Origin of the sequence: Helicobacter sp. (assembly GCF_017502485.1) — a bacterium.
Classification (GTDB): Bacteria; Campylobacterota; Campylobacteria; order Campylobacterales; family Helicobacteraceae; genus Helicobacter_B.
Genome location: NZ_JAFVUX010000038.1, coordinates 15,448 through 32,513 on the forward strand (window position 1 = coordinate 15,448; position 17,066 = coordinate 32,513).

Sequence of the window (17,066 nt, forward strand, 5' to 3'; positions counted from 1 at the left end):
CTCCTTAAATCCTTAGTCTCTCACCACAAATCCTGCCCTACTGCAGTATTTGAACCACTTGGCAGAGGCGATGTGCTTGTGTAGTAGAAGCTATACTTATCGAGCATTTTTGAGCCGACATTCTCTGGTACTGGGAATTTCCTGCGCTGAGCTGGATCAAGCCTCAAAATATTACCCACAAACTCTGCAAACACTGGTGCTGCCACAAGCCCAGCACTCTCATACTGCCCAATAGGCTTAGAGTCATCGCGCCCAAACCACACGATCGCTTGCACATCAGGCGTAAAACCGCAAAACCAAAAATCTACATTATTATTAGTCGTACCTGTCTTGCCTGCTACTTCTATACCATTGACTCGCGCACGCCTGCCCGTGCCATTTGCCACTACTTCACGCAAGATAGAAATCCCAAGGAATGCCTGCTCAGTGGAAATGATAGAAGCCTGCTTAGTATCATAGGTAAAGACATTGCCATTTATATCAATCACACTATCGATTAAAATAGGATCGACACGCGTGCCGTAGTTAGAGAATATCGAATATTCACGCGATAACATTAGCGGTGTGGCATTAAGTGAGCCAATGGCAATAGTCATATCTGCATTTAAATCCTTAAACCCATACTCTAACAAACCATTATAGATAGCATTAAAGCCCACAAGCTGGACAATGTTTAGCGTAGCAAGATTGCGCGAGAACATCAACGCCTCTTGCAAAGTAATAAGTCCGCGAAAAGATTTATCAACATTACCTGCTCGATAGCCATCAAAATCTCTAGCTGCATCAGGGACTTTTGTCGCAGTGGAGTAGCCCTTGTCAAGAGCTATTTGATAGATAAATGGTTTCACACTACTGCCGATTTGGCGGTTTGCATCGGTGGCACGATTAAAGGGGCTTTTAGCAAAATCCACTCCGCCAACAAGGGCTAGAATCTTACCCGTGCGCGTATCTGTAACAACCATCGCACCATTAAATGTATCTGTTTTACTCTGATCATCTTGCTCTTGCGCATTAGCATTTTTAGAGACTTTTTGTAAGCGCGCTTGGATTCCATTGTAGCCATTGATCAAAGCTTGCTGCGCTAGAGCTTGATACTCTAAATCAATATTAAGCTTAATGGTATAGCCACCCGTTTTAATATCTTTTATATCACTAAGCTGGCGGAGCGCGAAATCTGTAACATAGGGTGCGATATTTTGAGTCAAGGTTTGATTATACACAACAGGTACTTCTGCAAGCGCACTTTGTGCGTATTCTTTAGAAATCCAGCCTAGATCATACATTCTGCGGATCACATCATTTGCACGCGCTAGAGAAAAATCTATCCTCTTAGTAGGATCATAGATGCTAGGAGCATTGGGCAGCCCTACTAACATAGCGATTTCTTTAAGACTTAGCATTGATAATGGTTTTTTGAAATAGCCAAGAGCAGCAGTTTTAATGCCGTGATACCCATGTCCAAAAAATACTTCATTTAAGTAAATCTCTAAAATCTGCTCCTTACTTAGCACGCGCTCTACTTGGATTGTAAGCAAGGCTTCTTTAAGCTTACGGCTAAAAGTGCGCTCGCGTGTTAGTATCACATTCTTGACAAGCTGCTGAGTAAGCGTGCTTCCCCCTTCCCCAAAGCGTCCGTTTTTGATATTTTTTACCATAGCGCGTATGATGGCATCATAATTAATCCCGCTATGCTCAAAAAATAGCGTGTCTTCTATGGCAAGCAGAGCTTCTATCATACGCGGCGGTATTTCATCAAACTTGGCATAAAACCGAAACTCTGTGTCAAACACATTGGCTATTAGGCGATTTTTCCTGTCATAAATCTGACTTGCAAGCTTTGGGGTATAGTGCTTGACTTTGTCAATATCTGCACTTAGATCTTTATAGAGAAGTGCAACATAGGCAACACCTATGAAAGTAGTAAGGATAATGAGAGAAAACAGAGCTTTTTTGATCATTCAAGAAGCTTTCAAGCCAGCGGGCTAAGGCTCGCTAAACTAGATTTAAGTAGGATTTGCCTCATCTGCACGCTGCTCTTCTTCAGGCATTTGCGGAACTGAAGCATCGCAGTTTTTGATGGCTTGCTTAATTTGCGTGACTTTTTCTGTAAGCATTTCATCAATGCTTGCCATAACACCATCACTCCCCCGCTCCATAGAAGAAATTTTGGCATCAATAAAGGATTTCGGTGTCGCTTTAGTCGCGTTTAGCAAGCTTTGTGCCAAGGCATTTGCATCATCGTGCACAGTAGCGTGGAACGCGTCGATTTTCTTATACCCCATTGTCTCGCTGAAGTTTGCCTTACCATCGCCTTCAAAATACCACTTCCCAAGACGGCAGGCGGTATGTGGGACTTGATTGAAGCTATCTGACACACCAAATAGTAGAGCATAAAGATTATTTTTAAACACCGCGTGATCAAGCTTGGCAAGCGTGCAGAATATTTGGCTATCGCAGATCTGCACAGCATATTTCGCAAGGCGCGCAGAGACAAGTGTTTGGTTTGCCATTGAATAGATTTCATCAATCCCAGATTTTACCTCCTGTGTGAAACCAGCGGTCTCTTCAGTGCTTGTTTGAATATCGCTTGCTTCTTGTTGCATAGATTTTACAACAATAGCGATTTCCTTGGTGGCTTTTTGCGTTTTCTCTGCAAGCTTTCTCACCTCATCAGCGACAACAGCAAAACCCCGCCCGTGCTCACCAGCACGCGCTGCTTCAATGGCGGCATTAAGTGCTAGGAGATTGGTCTGCTCAGCGATGTCATCAATCAGTGAAACAACATTGGTAATTTCATTGCTACGCTGTGCAAGTGAAGCTACAAGCTCAGTGGCATTTTGCATTCGCTCATATAAGCAGTTGATACTTTGCTCTACATTCTCACTTCTTTGACGCACTTCAAAGCTCACTTGCTCATTTTCTTCAGTCTTTGCAGAGAGCAGTCGTGTCTCTTCAAGGATGCTCTGTAACGCCGCTTGTGCATCTGTGATACCACCCTTTAAACTCTTGTGATACGAGGCAAACAAATCCACCCCACCATCGCCTTTATCACATCTAGGATCCACCTCTACAAAGCGGTAAAAAATCACGCCATCAATGTTCTCGCTCTTCGCATGTAGGCTATGTGCCTGTGTCGATATGTGATCTTGCCCGGGCTTAAGTGTGCTCACTAATTGATCAATATCTGGGAAATTCTGGGCAGCGTGGTTTTTAAACACTATCTCGCCATCTTTTACTCCTATAAGAGCCTCTTCAAAGGAAAAACTCGCTATCTTCTTAAAATGCTCAACCTGCTCCTTAAGTCTTCGTATTTCTTCTTCTTGCTTCTGCAAAGTCAATTTGACTTCTCTGCTTGCGCTACCAAACATTGAAAACCCCTTTAATAAGTGATGTTGTAGTCTTTTGGAAGTGGATCTATGTAGAGATTCTAGCCTATCAAACCTTAAAAAAGTTTTTTTATTTGCGAAAAATAAACTATAATTCCTAAAATATATTTAATATTGCGAGGTCGTGTATGAACAATCGTCTCGAAACTCTTGAGTCCATCCTTAAGCGGTTACGATTTTCTATCCGCCAACATGGATTAAAAAACTCTAAACAACGCGAAGAGATCATTAGTGTGCTCTACAAGAGTGGGACGCACTTAAGCCCAGAAGAAATCGCGGCAAACTTGCGCGTGCGCGATAAATCTACAAGTATTTCCTCTGTGTATAGGATTCTAGGATTTTTGGAGAAAGAGCACTTTATCACCGCGCTAGAGCCGGGCAAAACAGGCAGACGCTACGAGATCGCAGCAAAGGAACACCACGATCATATCATTTGCCTGCATTGTGGTGATATTCAAGAATTTGTCGATGAAGAGATAGAATCCCGCCAAATCGAAGTTGCCAAAGCTCATAAAGCCAAGCTTGTAAGCCACGATATGCGCCTATTTGTCATCTGCCACAAATGCCAGCAGCACATTAAAGACTAGCGCACTGGCTAATGCCTAGAATCACACGCATTTTCCTACAAACCCTTGGAGTCTTGCTGTTATGCTTGCTTTTTCTTAGCCCTGCACACGCCCGTGGGGAGTTTGAGAAAGTCGGCGATGTTCTCACACTTGCGCCTGTTGGTGTGCTTATCGTAAGTCTTGGTATGCAAGATTATGAAGGAGCTATCCAGCTTACAGCAGGCTCGCTTGTTACCCAAGGGGTAATCGAAATAGTCAAAAAGAGCTTTCAATTTGCGCACGATAGGGGGGCTTCATTAGATTTTGCCAAACGCCCTTGCTGTGATGATTGGAAAGGTATGCCAAGCGGACACGCGGGTGGGAGCTTTAGTGCGGCTGGGTTTGTTTATTACCGCTATGGGTGGAAGCCGGCGTTGCCACTCATTGGACTTGGGATCATTACTGATGCTTCAAGGGTTGTCGCTAGGAAACATACTATTTGGCAAGTACTTGCTGGAAGTGTGATTGCGTGGGGGGGTGGCGTGGATCTTTACCACACCCTATAAACCTAGAAAAGTCCTAATCACCCCAGAGATAGGCACAGATATAGCAGGTAAAGGCACTTATGGACTAAGCCTTAGCTACTCGTGGTAGCTAGTAGTAGTAATACTTGCGCTCTAGAGTGATAGGAGTAGTCGCAAAATGCTCTTCATACACTGCTAGGGTTTGCTTACTAGATTCTAGGATATTGGTATTTTGTGTGGGAGAGTCGTAGCTAGAATCTACTTTTATAGGCTTTGCCAATAGCCCAAAAGTGCGCAGTAGCTTTCTATATGCACGCGAGAAAAAGTCCTGCCGATAAAAGCGCAGCAAAAAGGCTAGGCTATAAATAGCAAGCTTGCTTGTTTTGGTGCACCATATCAGCTTTTGTAGCTGCTGCTCCCCTAGCTCATAGTCATCTTGTATGCGAGGGTATTTGCGCCGCTCTTTAACAATGGTGGCTAAAACCATCGTGCTAGCCCACTTTGATCGCCAAAAAGCTTGGGTCTTTGGATCTTGGAGCATTTTAGCATTAAGCATAGGCTCCCACATCCACATCGTTACAGCAATATCGCCTAAAAGCGCGTAATCTCCGCCAAGCTCCTTGGCACACTCGATACTATCTTTTGGCAGTGCGAAAAGCTCCTTTGCTTTCTGTTTATTCACGCCACCGCCAATGGATTTTGGCGAAGAGCCTATCCAAGTAAGCGGGATATGTGAGTGGATATAATGCTCTCCAAGACTTGCAATAGCTGCACTAGCAAAGCCATCTGGGCTAGCACTTTTATAGAATATTCCATCTTGCCTTGCTTTAATGGTTGCTATCACACTTTTATGCACCAAAGAGCCTGCATAAATTTGTGGCATAGCAAAAAACCCTTCCGCACTAAGCAGTGTGGGGATAAACTCTTTTCGCGCATCTTTGATGATAAATCTAGCCTCTGCTATGTAGGCAGTCTGGACATCTTTATAACTCTCACTACACCCTGCCCAAAAGTAATACGCCCTAGCACCATTGACAATCCTTATACCCTGCTTATTAGCCTGCTCTATCAAACGGTCACTTAGGTGAAAGAAGTAGGGTTGCACGCCATCATCACTGCCCACAATGCTTACCCACTCCCCCCTACTCTGCGCCAAAAGCCACTCATAGTGACTACTCATTGTGCAAACTTGCGGTGGGCGCATCACTCTCACTCTTTTATGCGTAAGTGTCTGCACATACTCATACGAGCCATCGCTTGAGTAATTATCACTCACAATCACTTCATAATCCTCCCTATCTCCTGCTTGCTCTAATACGCTAGCTATCGCATAGGGTACAAACTCCTTGCAGTTGCGCACGGGAATTATAATGCTGTATTTTATCTCTTTAGATTCTTTGGCTTGCATTATTGCTCCTTTGTCTGTTTAGATGGCGTGGAAATCACGCGCATAAGCCCAGATTCTAGACTAACCTTTGGAGTGTAGTTAGGCAGCTTGGCAATTGGCATAGAAGTATGTAAGTATGCTTGGTTTGGTGTTTGCCCCCCCCCCCCCGTTTTAGCGCACTTGTTAGCAAAGCTAGCTTTGGTGCAAATCTCATCAACACTTAAAGGCACTTGGATTGGTGGGATCGCACTCTTACGCATACCAAAATCTAGTGGCAAGGATGCATTGGCTAGGGTTTCAAACAAGCTAGCTAAATCTTTTAGACTTATGCGATTTGCGGATTCTAGGGTATAGATGGTATTTGTATACAAGCAGTCTATGGAGTCTATAGCTAGAGCAAAGCCACTAGCAATATCATCAATATGGGTTAGATCTAGCACTTGTAGCCCATCACTCATCGCTAGGTTTTTGGGCGATTTTTGGCACAAAAGATCGCGCCAAAGACTTAGGATCTTTCCCCTAGTGTCCATCTCTCCATAAGTGTCATAAAGTAGGATATGTACAATTTTTGTCGGCAGGGTCTTTGCATAATGCACACAAATATCATAAAACGCCTGTTTTGTAGCCGCATAGAGATTAAAGGGACTATAACTACTAGCATTAGCAAATTGGAAGTAGGAGAGCGTGTTGATAAAAAAGCACGCGTTGGTTTTGGCTATAAGCTCTAAAATCTGCACTCCTAGAGTAATATTTGCAGCAACAAGACTAGCAATATCACTAGCCCCGCTATGCCCACTTTGCACAAATGCCGCTAAATGCACTACACCATCGATATAATAGCTCGCAAAAATCGCTTCTAGCGACTCTGTACTCCCATCATAGCACGCGATCTCACAATATGGTGCAATACTACTTACATCGCTACTAGGGCGCACAAGGGCTATGATATGGTATTTTGTGTGATAAAGCTTGATGAAGTGTGAGCCGACAAAGCCACTAGAGCCGGTTAGTAAGATGCGCTGCATTAGCTAGCCCTTGCTAATTTTGGCGTTGGCTTTTTTGCTTGTGGTAACTCAGCTTTTAGCGAAAAATGCAGGAGTGGCGAAAAATCTCTGCGGTCATTACCGCTAAGGTAACTCCCTTGTGATTTTCCTTGCAACCCACATTTTTCATCTAAAATCTTAGAATCGCTTGGGCTTTTACTAGAATCTAGGTTTAATTGTGCTTGCGGCGTGTTGAGAATTGGGGTGTTGTTTTTGTCATTGCGAGCAAGCGCGGTAGCGATTGCGTGGTAATCCATAAATTCTGCGCTAGCAGAATTGACTGCCCTAGAATCTACAAAAACTTGACTAGCAAGAAAATCTAATGGGGGGGGGGCATAAATGTTTGGGGTAGCTCGCCTACACTTTGGGCGACATTGCTAGAATCCACTTTTTGCGTTTTTTGCTCGTTTTCAAACGAGAATTCTAGCTCTTGCGCACCAACTCGCCCTGTGAGAAGAGACTTTGCCATCTTCAATGTGGCAAAGACAAAGTAGCAGTGCTCTCTCATATACCACTTGACTCTCTCCTGCCAGCTAGGGCGCACACCAAAGAGCCTAAACTGCTGGCGTAAGCGCATTTGTGCATAGAGTCTAAGCAAGGGCAAATGCGCAAAATACCGACTCCACCACGCGTGATTCCCCACAAGCTGGGCGTGAGTAAGCTTATGATTAAAACATAAAAACATCTGTGGATTTTGCAAAATCATCATTAGCGCGACATTTGGATCTTTGCAGCTTGAAGCCTCGTAATGATTGCGCGTAAGCAAATCTCCAGCATAGCAAAAAACTTCCCCACAAAGTGCCGCACGATTGAAAAATGTCATATCTCCACTAGGAGCTTCGCTCTCATTATAACCGCCAATCTCTATACATTTAGCACGATTATGTAGCATAGCCCTAGGGGGCAAATCACAAAAACCATCGCTAAAGCTAGCTTGCATTTGTAGCTTTAGCAGGCGCGCTTTAGTTATACATTTGCCATAGAGTCTTTGCAAAAGCGTGCGCGGATATATCTGGCTTGTATCTTCTATCGCGCCTATAAGTAGGGCTTGGGAGTAAGTGGGATTAGTAACAAGAGCATGCATCCTAGAGAGATAGCTAGGTAGTAGCTCATCATCACTATGGAGCAAGCAAACCCACTTACCACAAGCTAATTCTAAACAGCGATTCCAATTTCCTAGACCACCGATATTTTTGGCATTTTGATAGTAGGTTATATGGCTAGCAAACTCTTGTAGCATAGATTCTGCGGGATAGCTTATAGGCTCAAGCGGATTTTCTACAACAATGATTTCATAAGGCTTATCAAAGTCCTGTGCCAGCGCGCTAAGGATCGCTCGTCGCAGGAGAGTTATGCGATTGTAAGTAGGGATGGCAATGGTAAAGAGCGGAGTTTGGCTTTCACTTTGAGCTTGCTTATATTCTAAACTTTGTCTAACAACACATAGCGATTCTACTTCCGCATTTATAGCGAAATTATCCCTAGGGTAGATGAAGCTTGTGGGATCAAAATTAGGATCTAAATACTGCTTGCATCGTCGCTCTACTTCAGCGATAATGGCATATTGCTCAGCTTTGGTGTAGTGATGCTTAAGCATATCACCCACGCCATAGAAGATTGGTTTTGGCGTTGGCTTTTGGGCTAAGTAGGTGCTTTCCTTCAAATCGTGGCTTTTTTCAAAAGTGGATTCTAGCTTTTTATCTCGCATTGCAGCCCTCCTTGATTGCTTGGGCTATATACTCTATCTGCGCTTGCTCTAGCCCCGGATACACCCCCACCCAAAAGCCCCTTTCCATCATCGCATTTGTGCGCGCTAGATCGCCTACCACGCGATAGTCTCTACCATTTTCTAAATGTGTGAAACAAGGGTGCTTAATGATATTGCCTGCAAAAAGTGCGCGCGTTTGGATACCTTTAGATTCTAGGTGCTGCACAAGAGCTACACGCCTTTGCGCACTATCTACCATCATCAAACAACCAAACCAACTAGGACTAGCCTCATCTCTAGCACCAATAACACTAAGCCCCCTTACTCCTTGCAAAAGCTCGCATAATCGCGCGTGATTCTCGCGCCTTTTTGCACTAAAGGATTCTATCTTCTCTAGCTGCGCTACGCCAATGGCTGCTTGCAAGTCAGTAGCCTTTAGGTTGAAGCCAAAATGACTATACACATACTTGTGATCATAGCCATAGGGAAGCTCGCCACACTGCTTGGAGAATCTCGCTCCACAAGTATTATCTACTCCACTTTCACAAAAGCACTCCCGCCCCCAATCGCGCATTGATAGGAGGATTTTTTTTAGTAGCGGATCGCTTGTATAAACCGCGCCACCCTCGCCTGTAGTTAAATGATGTGGAGGATAGAATGAGCTTGTGCCAATATCGCCAAATGTGCCTGTCTTGCGCCCTTGATAGAGAGACCCTAGCGCGTCGCAGTTATCTTCAATAAGCCAAAGATTATGCCTAGTGCAAAAGGCTTTCACACTTGTTATATCAAAGGGGCTGCCCAAAGTGTGAGCAATCATCACTGCCTTTGTCTTAGGGCTTAGGGCAGAATCTAGCGCACTCACATCAATATTTGCACGCTCATCAATATCCACAAACACCGGTAGCGCTCCATATTGGATCATAGGCGCGATAGTCGTGGGGAAGCCTGCAGCAAGGGTTATAATCTCATCGCCCCTTTTGACTTGTCGCTCTTGCAAAAGTGGAGAAGTGAGTGCAAAAAATGCCAGTAGATTCGCGCTAGAGCCAGAATTAACCATTAGCGCGTATTTCACGCCAAGATACTTTGCTAGACTCTGCTCAAATCTCTTCGTCCATTTTCCACTTGTAAGCCAAAACTCCAGTACCGCTTCTGTAGCATTCTCTAACTCACTGCAATCAAATACCCTACCAGCATAATTGATCCTAGAAACTCCGGGGATAAACTCCTGCTTTGGTGCGTGTGCTAGGGCATAATACTCACGCACTTTTTGTATGATCTCTTCTTGTAGCTGCTCTTTGGTCATTTGTATTCTACTGCTCTTCTGCTTACATTCTAAAAGGGCGCATTGTAGCATATTTGCATCTATTTTATACATTGATTAGTAAGCCTTTGTATCTGGTCTTTGTGCTTCTCCTTGTGGAGAAAGAAAAAGTTTGTCTCTTGTGTTTGATCTGTCATTGTTTCTAAGCGCGTAAGCCTTAAAGCACTATCCCGCTCACACGCAAAACAACATATATAGCCAATTTGCTCCAGCATACCAATAATCTCATTAGGGTGATAGTCATACTTTGCTGCCCATTTTCTAAGCATTTCTACAAAGAGTATGGGCTTATACTTCTCTATGCTTTTCAGCCCCCCTCTAAGCGCGAAAATCTCCGCTCCCTCCACATCAAGCTTGATAAAATCTATGCGCTCCACACCCTGTGCTTTGACATACTCATCAAGCCTCTCCACCTTACACACGATTTTTTCATTTTCCTTTTCTTCGTGCATAATTGCAGCAGAAGCATTGCCGAAATCCTGCTTATAAACATAGAATGTAAGCTCCCCACTCTTGTCAAAAAGCCCAAAGTTATTGATACGCACACGATCTTGCACACCATTATAGTAGGCATTGGCGATAAACTGCTTATAAGTGCTATCTATTGGCTCAAAGGCGTGGATTGTAGCATTTCTAGTCTTGGCTAGGGCTATGGAGTAATACCCAATATTCCCGCCAACATCAAACACCAGCGCATCATTTTCTACAAGCTCAAATATCATCGTGCTATCTAGTCTCTCATAATGCCTGAAGTTTAAAATCTCTAGCGGAGTCATTCGCTCGCAGTCTTTTTGTAGCAGCAAGGTTACCCCCCCCCCCCCCGTAGTTGTTAGCTGTCCACATTCCCTCAATCTTTGCCAAATACGGATCAGTCTTGATAGATTCTATATCTAGACTAGTAAGATTATTAGCAAAATACTCGCGCATAGATTCTATGGCGTGGCTATGTGGGGTGAGCGCAAGCTCTGGCATTGCTTGCAGAAGCCTAGCATTGTCGCTGGTGTATTCGTTGTTAAGCCCGGGGGTTAGAATGTGGATTGGCGACTTGTAGGGGGAGGTGGCATTAATCATCTCTGCTAGGTTACTTAGAGCCACGCCGCTGCCGCTGCTAGCATTATAAATCCTATGTGCTAGGCTAGTTTTAGCGTGTAAAAAATGGTCGATTATGCGCAACAGGTCATCAATGTAGATGTAGTCAAACACGCAGTCCTTGTAGATAGTGATTGGCAGGCGTAAGAGATTTTTGACAATGGCGTTTGAGATGAATTTATAGCGATAATTTTCCCCTGCACCATAGCAACCAAAGATCCTTAAAGCTATGACATTGCCACGCGTGGATTCTATGAAGCGCGAGCACACGCTCTTGTAGAATCCATAGGAGTCAAGTGGCAGGCTCTCTAGGTAGCTAGACTCGCTTGCAGATACAATGGGCTTGTGCTTGCTATACTCCGCCCCGGAGCCAAAGTGCAGGATTTTTTCTACCCTGTTCTCTTGACTCATAATGGCAAAAAACATTCGCAGATTATACTCGGCGATGTCGTGCAAGCCCATCGTGTCGCGCCCGCCGCCGCGATTGGCTAGGTGGATAATGTGGGAGATTTTACGCTCTGCCACATATTTGCTAACTTCTGCTTCTTGGGTCAAGTCTAGCTCGCTAGAACTAGGAGCATAAATCTTGTAGCTATACCTAGCTTGCAAGAACTCTTGCAATGCCCTGCCGATAAATCCTGCGCCCCCGGTGATTAGTAGGCGCATTAAGTGTCCATAGGTTTAATAATCATTTCTTGGTAGAACTCTTCTCTATCAAGATAGGGATACATATCTTCAAGTGGTTTGGAAATCATTGTGCCATTATCTAGCTTGAGTGATGAGACATTGGGAATTATCTCTTGATTTTTTGGGCATATAATCTCGCAAATTACCGGCTTATTGATAGCAAACACCCTATCTAATGTTTGGCTTAGATTCTGCACACTATCTACTTTGAAAAACTCTATACCATACGCATAAGCGATTTTCTCAAGATTGGGGAATGATATACCAGAATCCACATCAGTCCCTATATGTATCCCAGCAAAAAACTTATCCTGTGTAGCTCGTATAGATAAATAACCATTGTTATTCCATACAAAAAGTTTAATCGGCAACTGATAATGCACCATTGTTTGAAGCTCTTGAATATTCATTTGTAACGACCCATCACCTGTGATACCAATAACCTCTTGCCGATACTTACCAAAGCATACCCCTATGCAAGCAGGCAAACTAAAGCCCATATCCGCTTGCGCTCCAGAAGTGATATAGCGATTATCTCGTGTCAAAAAAAGTGCTTGTGAAGCCACATAATACGCCGAGCCAGCATCGCTAACCACCACAGAATCTTTGTGTAGCTTTTTGCACAAATGCTCTATGAAAGTGTATTTGTTGATAAAAGGCTCAGTAGCATATCTTGGCAAAAATGGTGTCCATTTTTTCTTCCACTTGTTGCATAATTCTAGCCACTGTAAGCAGCTAGGCTGTGGTGCTATCTCTTTAGATTGATTAAAAAAATCGCGTAAATCAATTTGTATAAATTCATCAATTGCTATGGTGTTTTTTTTATGCTCATTAGAATCTATATCAACCACCACCACCTTTGCTTCTCTAGCAAAGCTTCCATACTCAAACCCCGTCGCGGCAACACTAAGCCTACACCCAAGCACTAAAACAAAATCGGCATTCTGCAAAGCAAAATTCCCAGCCCTATCGCCTTTGATGCCTATGCGCCCGATGAAATGTGGCTCATCGTGTGGCAACAAATCAATCCCTAAAAATGATGTAACTACAGGGACATTGCATCTTTGCACAAACTCCCTAAATACTGTGACACTATTTGAGATTCTAATGCCATTTCCAGCAATTATAATGGGGCGTTTGGCACGGGCTAATTGCTCTAAAATCTCATCAATACGCGGTATACATCTCTGATCTTTGCAATCAAAATGTGTTAAGCTACTCTCATCAATCATGGCTGATTGTATATCCATAGGAATATCTATCCACACAGGTCCGGGTCTGCCACTTCTGCTTACAAAAGACGCTTTTTCTAAATGGTAAGCAATTTGCGTGGGGTTGGTGATTGTTAGAGCATATTTTGTAATTGGCTTTACAATGGAGACAATATTCGCTTCTTGCACGCCAAACTGCCTAAGAGATATAGGGCATAAATACGAAGTGTCTTTTGTTTTAACCTGTCCAGAGATGATCAAGAGTGGTATGCTATCTTGGTAAGCATCTAACACACCTGTTAGCGTATTTGTCCCACCGCAGCCTGTTGTAACACAAACCACACCAATAGTGTTTGCGTATTTCGCAAAGCCAAGTGCAGCCATAGTAGCAGCTTGCTCATGGTGTGTAAAAATAGATTCTATATCTTTATGCCTACCTATACTATCATTTAAAAACATAGCTCCTCCGCCTGTTACCATAAATACTTGCTTTATCCCAAGTTTTTTGGCAATAAAATCCGCCACATAATCAGCTACGCTTTTCATAATACTCTCCTAATGCTTGCTTGATATTTGCGATAGCTTTATTGATATTTTGGGCACTATTGACATAGCACATACGCACAAACCCTTCACCAGCACTCCCAAAGCTTGTCCCAGCAAGCAATGCTACACCTGCTTTATGTAAAGCAAAATGAGCAAACTCATCGCTATTCATACCTGTTTTGGTAATGTTTGGAAAAGCATAAATCGCCCCATCTGGCTCTATACAGCTCACACCAAGTAGAGAGTTTAGCCCATCTACTAGGACTTTTTTACGCATAGCATATTCGTTTTTCATAAATCTTATCTCTTGCTGATCGCCTTTAATCGCATTTATTCCTGCTCTTTGTATAAAAGGCGGTACACAAGAAATAATGGTAGAGAGTAAAAGTCCCATTTTTTCTATCACTTGTGCTGGTCCTATGGCAACACCAAGCCGCCAGCCAGTCATTGCAAATCCCTTGCTAAAACCATTTAAAACTATTGTCCTCTCCTTACAATGATCTAAAAAAGATGGACTAAAAAATGACTTATTCTCATCAAAAATCAAGCGAGAATAAATCTCATCACTTAGTAAAAATATATTGTGTTTTTTTGCAATATATGCGACTTCTTCGATCTCGTGGGGAAACATCACAGAACCTGTTGGATTGCTTGGAGTATTTAAGATAATTAGCCTTGTTTTAGGTGTAATACACTTTTGCAAATCTTTTGGCTGAAGTCTAAAGCCATTTTCTTCCTTAAGCTCCACAGGCACGGCTACTGCTCCACATGCTTTGATTGCTGTATAATAGGTGGGAAATCCGGGATTTGGAATAATCACTTCTTCTTGTGGATTAACAAGGCATTTAATAGCAAGATAGATGATAGAATTCGCGCCCGGTGTTACTAAAATCTGCTCAATATCTGGAGTAAAATGCCTACTAAAGCTTGTAGCCTGCTGAACTGCTAGCCTAAAATCTAAAAGTCCCATTGAGCTTGTATAATGTGTCTCTCCATCTCGCAAGCTCTTGATAGCAGAATCCACTATATTTCTTGGCGTATCAAAATCTGGCTCTCCTAGCTCAAAGTGTAAAATCTCTTTCCCCTCTTGCTCCAATCTTAGGGCTTCATCTAGGGTTTTAAACATCGGCTGCCCATCAATTTGCGAAGCAATTGTCGATAAAGTAGTCATAGTAGCTCCATATACTCCCCAAGCTGCTCTTGGCTTAGGATCGTGCCCTTCTCGCTCCACGCCCTATACCAAGCTACGCTTCTTTGTATCGCTTCTGTGGCGCTCCATAGCGGGCTAAATCCTAGCAGCTGCCTGGCCTTGCTAGAGTCTAGTGCTAGTAGCCCGCTCTCATGCAAGCTAGAATCTGGCTCAATAGTGTAGGCGATCTGCTCCCACTCCTGCCTTGCCAGCTCTAGCACCTGCTCCACTTGCAAAATCTGCTCACTACTAGGTCCAAAGTTGAAGCTACTAGCGCACTCTATGCTCCCTGCAAGCAGAGCTTGCCCCAGCAGCAAGTAACCCTGCAAGCTTTCACACACAAACTGCCACGGGCGCGTAGCGTGCGGACTCCTAATGCGTGCTTTGCCACTAGCGCGAGCTGCACGCACTAGATCTGGCAGCAACCTATCTTGGCTAAAATCCCCACCGCCGATGACATTGCCAGCTCTAGCAGTGGCGATTAGCACGCTATGCCCCTTATCTCCGCTTGCGCCGTAATCTTCTGGGTGGAAAAAGCTCCTGCGCATAGAGTCTGTGATGATCTCCGCGCACGCCTTAGACGCGCTGTAAGGATCATAGCCACCAAGCGCATCGCACTCCCTATACCCATAGAGCCACTCTTTGTTCTCATAGACTTTATCAGTGGTTACAATCACTACCGCGCGCAAATGCTCTAGCTTGCGGCAGGCATTTAGCACATTAGCAACGCCTAGGGCATTTGTAGCAAAGCTTCCTAGCGGGTCTTGGTAGCTCTGCCTTACAAGCGGCTGCGCTGCTAGGTGGAGCACCACTTCAGGCTTGGCTTCTTGCAGGGCAGATTCTAGCGTGGCATAGTCGCTGATGTCTGCTAACCACTCTTTGGCAAAGAGCTTTTGCACACCGCTTAGAGTGTAGTGGCTAGGCTCTTGTGGGGGCAGGGAGTAGCCATAGAGCCTAGCCCCTAAGTGTGAGAGCCACAGAGCTAGCCACGAGCCTTTGAAGCCGGTGTGCCCCGTTAGCAAGACTCTTTTACCGCGGTAAGCTTCATCAAACATTGCGATCACCATACCGCCCAAGGTGCGCTGCCACTAAGCCACATTTGTGTCAGGTCGTTTTTGTCTTTCAAAGTATCCATACACTTCCAAAAGCCGCTATGTTGGTAGGTATAGAGCTCGCCATCTTTAGCTAGATTTTTCAAGGGCTCTTGCTCTAGGATAGTCATATCCCCAAGCCCTGCACGCTCTATATACTCAAGCACTCTAGCCTCACACACGAAAAACCCTCCATTGATCCAGCCGCTTTGCTGCGCGCTAGCATCGCCTCTGGGCTTTTCTACAAAGGTCTTTACGGCATTGGTGCTAGGCTCTATCTCTAGCGCGCCAAACCGCCCATCTGGTAGCACAGAAGTCATACTCATAGCACCTTTGTGGGATTTGTGGAAGTCTAAAAGCGCGTGGAGATTTATGTCGCTCAAACCGTCGCCATAAGTAAGCATAAAGCTTTCATTGTTGATATAAGGCTTGGCATGGAGGATTCTCCCTCCGGTTTGCGAGTCTTGCCCGGTGTAAAGGAGTGTTACACGCCAAGGCTCGTGGCGATTGGCGTGGATCTGCAAGGAGTTATCCTGCAGGTCGATGGTAATGTCACTGTAATGCGTGTAGTAATTTAGGAAGTATTCTTTGATGATATGACCCTTATAGCCTGTAAGGATAATAAAATCACTAAAGCCATAGTGTGCATAAATCTTCATAATATGCCACAAAATCGGTCGCCCGCCTATTTCTACCATAGGCTTTGGCTTAAGCCCCGTCTCTTCAGCGAGCCTTGTACCAAGCCCACCAGCTAGGATAAGGACTTTCATCAGCCTACCTTATAAGTGTATGGGCTAGGCTTGCGGGGTGTGGATTGCTTCACTACTACTTCCACAGTAGCTCGCAATGACAGAAAAAGACTAGAATCTAAAAAGCTATCATTACTAGCAAGCGTGGTAGGGCTTGGTTTTCTGTCATTGTGAGACTTGCTTGGTAAATCGTGGCAATCCATAGAATTCACTTTTTTAAAGCTAGATTCTAGCTTTGTTTGAGATGAGTTCTTTTCAAGGTTGCTCTTGCCACGCGATTGAGTAGGTTGGACTGCCGCGCCGTCGTTGTCGACTCGCAATGACGGAAAATTAGATTCTAGTGCGATATGGGATTCTAAGATTGTGGAGCTAGAATCGGGGCTTTGTGGTGCAAGTTGCTTGTCGTAATGAGATTTGTGATTTTCATTACTGCTTTGGGATTCTAGGATTCTAAGATTTGCGGTATTGCTTGTGCTGTTTTTCACAAATTTTAAGAGGGAGCTAGACTTGAGGTCTGCGGTTCTCTCAAAATTTGTGAAATCAGTGCAATGACTACCCGAAGCTGAATCCCTTAAATATTTACCCCCCCC

The 17,066-nt window shown here is 44.2% G+C and carries 14 protein-coding genes and 2 pseudogenes; 2 read left to right on the forward strand and 14 right to left on the reverse strand.

What is annotated here, in order from left to right:
* Positions 1-20: 20 nt before the first annotated feature.
* Positions 21-1,958, reverse strand: a complete 1,938-nt coding sequence (locus IKB69_RS08035) for a PBP1A family penicillin-binding protein (protein WP_290948166.1) — start codon at positions 1,956-1,958, stop codon at positions 21-23.
* A gap of 45 nt (positions 1,959-2,003) precedes the next feature.
* Positions 2,004-3,368: a methyl-accepting chemotaxis protein gene (locus tag IKB69_RS08040; protein WP_290948168.1), complete on the reverse strand. Its 1,365-nt coding sequence runs from the start codon at positions 3,366-3,368 to the stop codon at positions 2,004-2,006.
* 146 nt (positions 3,369-3,514) lie between these two features.
* Here IKB69_RS08040 and IKB69_RS08045 point away from each other — a divergent pair, with 146 nt between their 5' ends.
* Together IKB69_RS08045 and IKB69_RS08050 are read left to right on the forward strand one after the other, a co-directional pair.
* A complete protein-coding gene (locus IKB69_RS08045; RefSeq protein ID WP_290948170.1) occupies positions 3,515-3,973 on the forward strand; it encodes a Fur family transcriptional regulator in 459 nt (152 codons plus the stop codon).
* An 11-nt stretch (positions 3,974-3,984) separates the two neighbouring features.
* Positions 3,985-4,585 (forward strand): annotated as a pseudogene (locus IKB69_RS08050) (phosphatase PAP2 family protein).
* On the opposite strand, the gene IKB69_RS08055 reads toward IKB69_RS08050, so the two are convergent.
* The 12 genes and pseudogenes from IKB69_RS08055 to IKB69_RS08110 form a co-directional block, all read right to left on the reverse strand.
* On the reverse strand, positions 4,586-5,863 hold the full coding sequence (locus tag IKB69_RS08055) for a glycosyltransferase family A protein (RefSeq protein ID WP_290948172.1): 1,278 nt from the start codon (positions 5,861-5,863) through the stop codon (positions 4,586-4,588).
* Complete coding sequence (locus tag IKB69_RS08060) at positions 5,863-6,867, reverse strand: NAD(P)-dependent oxidoreductase (protein WP_290948174.1); 1,005 nt, start codon at positions 6,865-6,867, stop codon at positions 5,863-5,865. The genes IKB69_RS08055 and IKB69_RS08060 overlap by 1 nt, the downstream gene beginning before the upstream one ends.
* Positions 6,867-7,142, reverse strand: coding sequence for a hypothetical protein (locus IKB69_RS08065; RefSeq protein WP_290948176.1), 276 nt, complete (start codon positions 7,140-7,142; stop codon positions 6,867-6,869). The genes IKB69_RS08060 and IKB69_RS08065 overlap by 1 nt, the downstream gene beginning before the upstream one ends.
* A 62-nt stretch (positions 7,143-7,204) precedes the next feature.
* The gene (locus tag IKB69_RS08070) at positions 7,205-8,593 is read right to left on the reverse strand and encodes a glycosyltransferase family 2 protein (protein ID WP_290948178.1); all 1,389 of its coding nucleotides are present in this window, start codon (positions 8,591-8,593) and stop codon (positions 7,205-7,207) included.
* The gene (gene rfbH, locus IKB69_RS08075; RefSeq protein WP_290948192.1) at positions 8,583-9,896 is read right to left on the reverse strand and encodes a lipopolysaccharide biosynthesis protein RfbH; all 1,314 of its coding nucleotides are present in this window, start codon (positions 9,894-9,896) and stop codon (positions 8,583-8,585) included. Before rfbH ends, IKB69_RS08070 begins: the two co-directional genes overlap by 11 nt.
* 59 nt (positions 9,897-9,955) lie before the next feature.
* On the reverse strand, positions 9,956-10,690 hold the full coding sequence (locus IKB69_RS08080; RefSeq protein WP_290948180.1) for an FkbM family methyltransferase: 735 nt from the start codon (positions 10,688-10,690) through the stop codon (positions 9,956-9,958).
* Complete coding sequence (locus tag IKB69_RS08085) at positions 10,653-11,669, reverse strand: NAD-dependent epimerase/dehydratase family protein (protein WP_290948183.1); 1,017 nt, start codon at positions 11,667-11,669, stop codon at positions 10,653-10,655. The genes IKB69_RS08080 and IKB69_RS08085 overlap by 38 nt, the downstream gene beginning before the upstream one ends.
* Positions 11,669-13,447, reverse strand: a complete 1,779-nt coding sequence (locus IKB69_RS08090; protein WP_290948185.1) for a thiamine pyrophosphate-binding protein — start codon at positions 13,445-13,447, stop codon at positions 11,669-11,671. The genes IKB69_RS08085 and IKB69_RS08090 overlap by 1 nt, the downstream gene beginning before the upstream one ends.
* The gene (locus tag IKB69_RS08095) at positions 13,431-14,618 is read right to left on the reverse strand and encodes a pyridoxal phosphate-dependent aminotransferase (protein ID WP_290948187.1); all 1,188 of its coding nucleotides are present in this window, start codon (positions 14,616-14,618) and stop codon (positions 13,431-13,433) included. The genes IKB69_RS08090 and IKB69_RS08095 overlap by 17 nt, the downstream gene beginning before the upstream one ends.
* Complete coding sequence (gene rfbG / locus IKB69_RS08100; RefSeq protein WP_290948189.1) at positions 14,615-15,691, reverse strand: CDP-glucose 4,6-dehydratase; 1,077 nt, start codon at positions 15,689-15,691, stop codon at positions 14,615-14,617. Before rfbG ends, IKB69_RS08095 begins: the two co-directional genes overlap by 4 nt.
* A 5-nt stretch (positions 15,692-15,696) precedes the next feature.
* The gene (rfbF, locus tag IKB69_RS08105; protein ID WP_290948190.1) at positions 15,697-16,497 is read right to left on the reverse strand and encodes a glucose-1-phosphate cytidylyltransferase; all 801 of its coding nucleotides are present in this window, start codon (positions 16,495-16,497) and stop codon (positions 15,697-15,699) included.
* Positions 16,497-17,066, reverse strand: a pseudogene (locus tag IKB69_RS08110) (hypothetical protein); the annotation flags it as partial. The gene rfbF and the pseudogene IKB69_RS08110, both read right to left, overlap by 1 nt.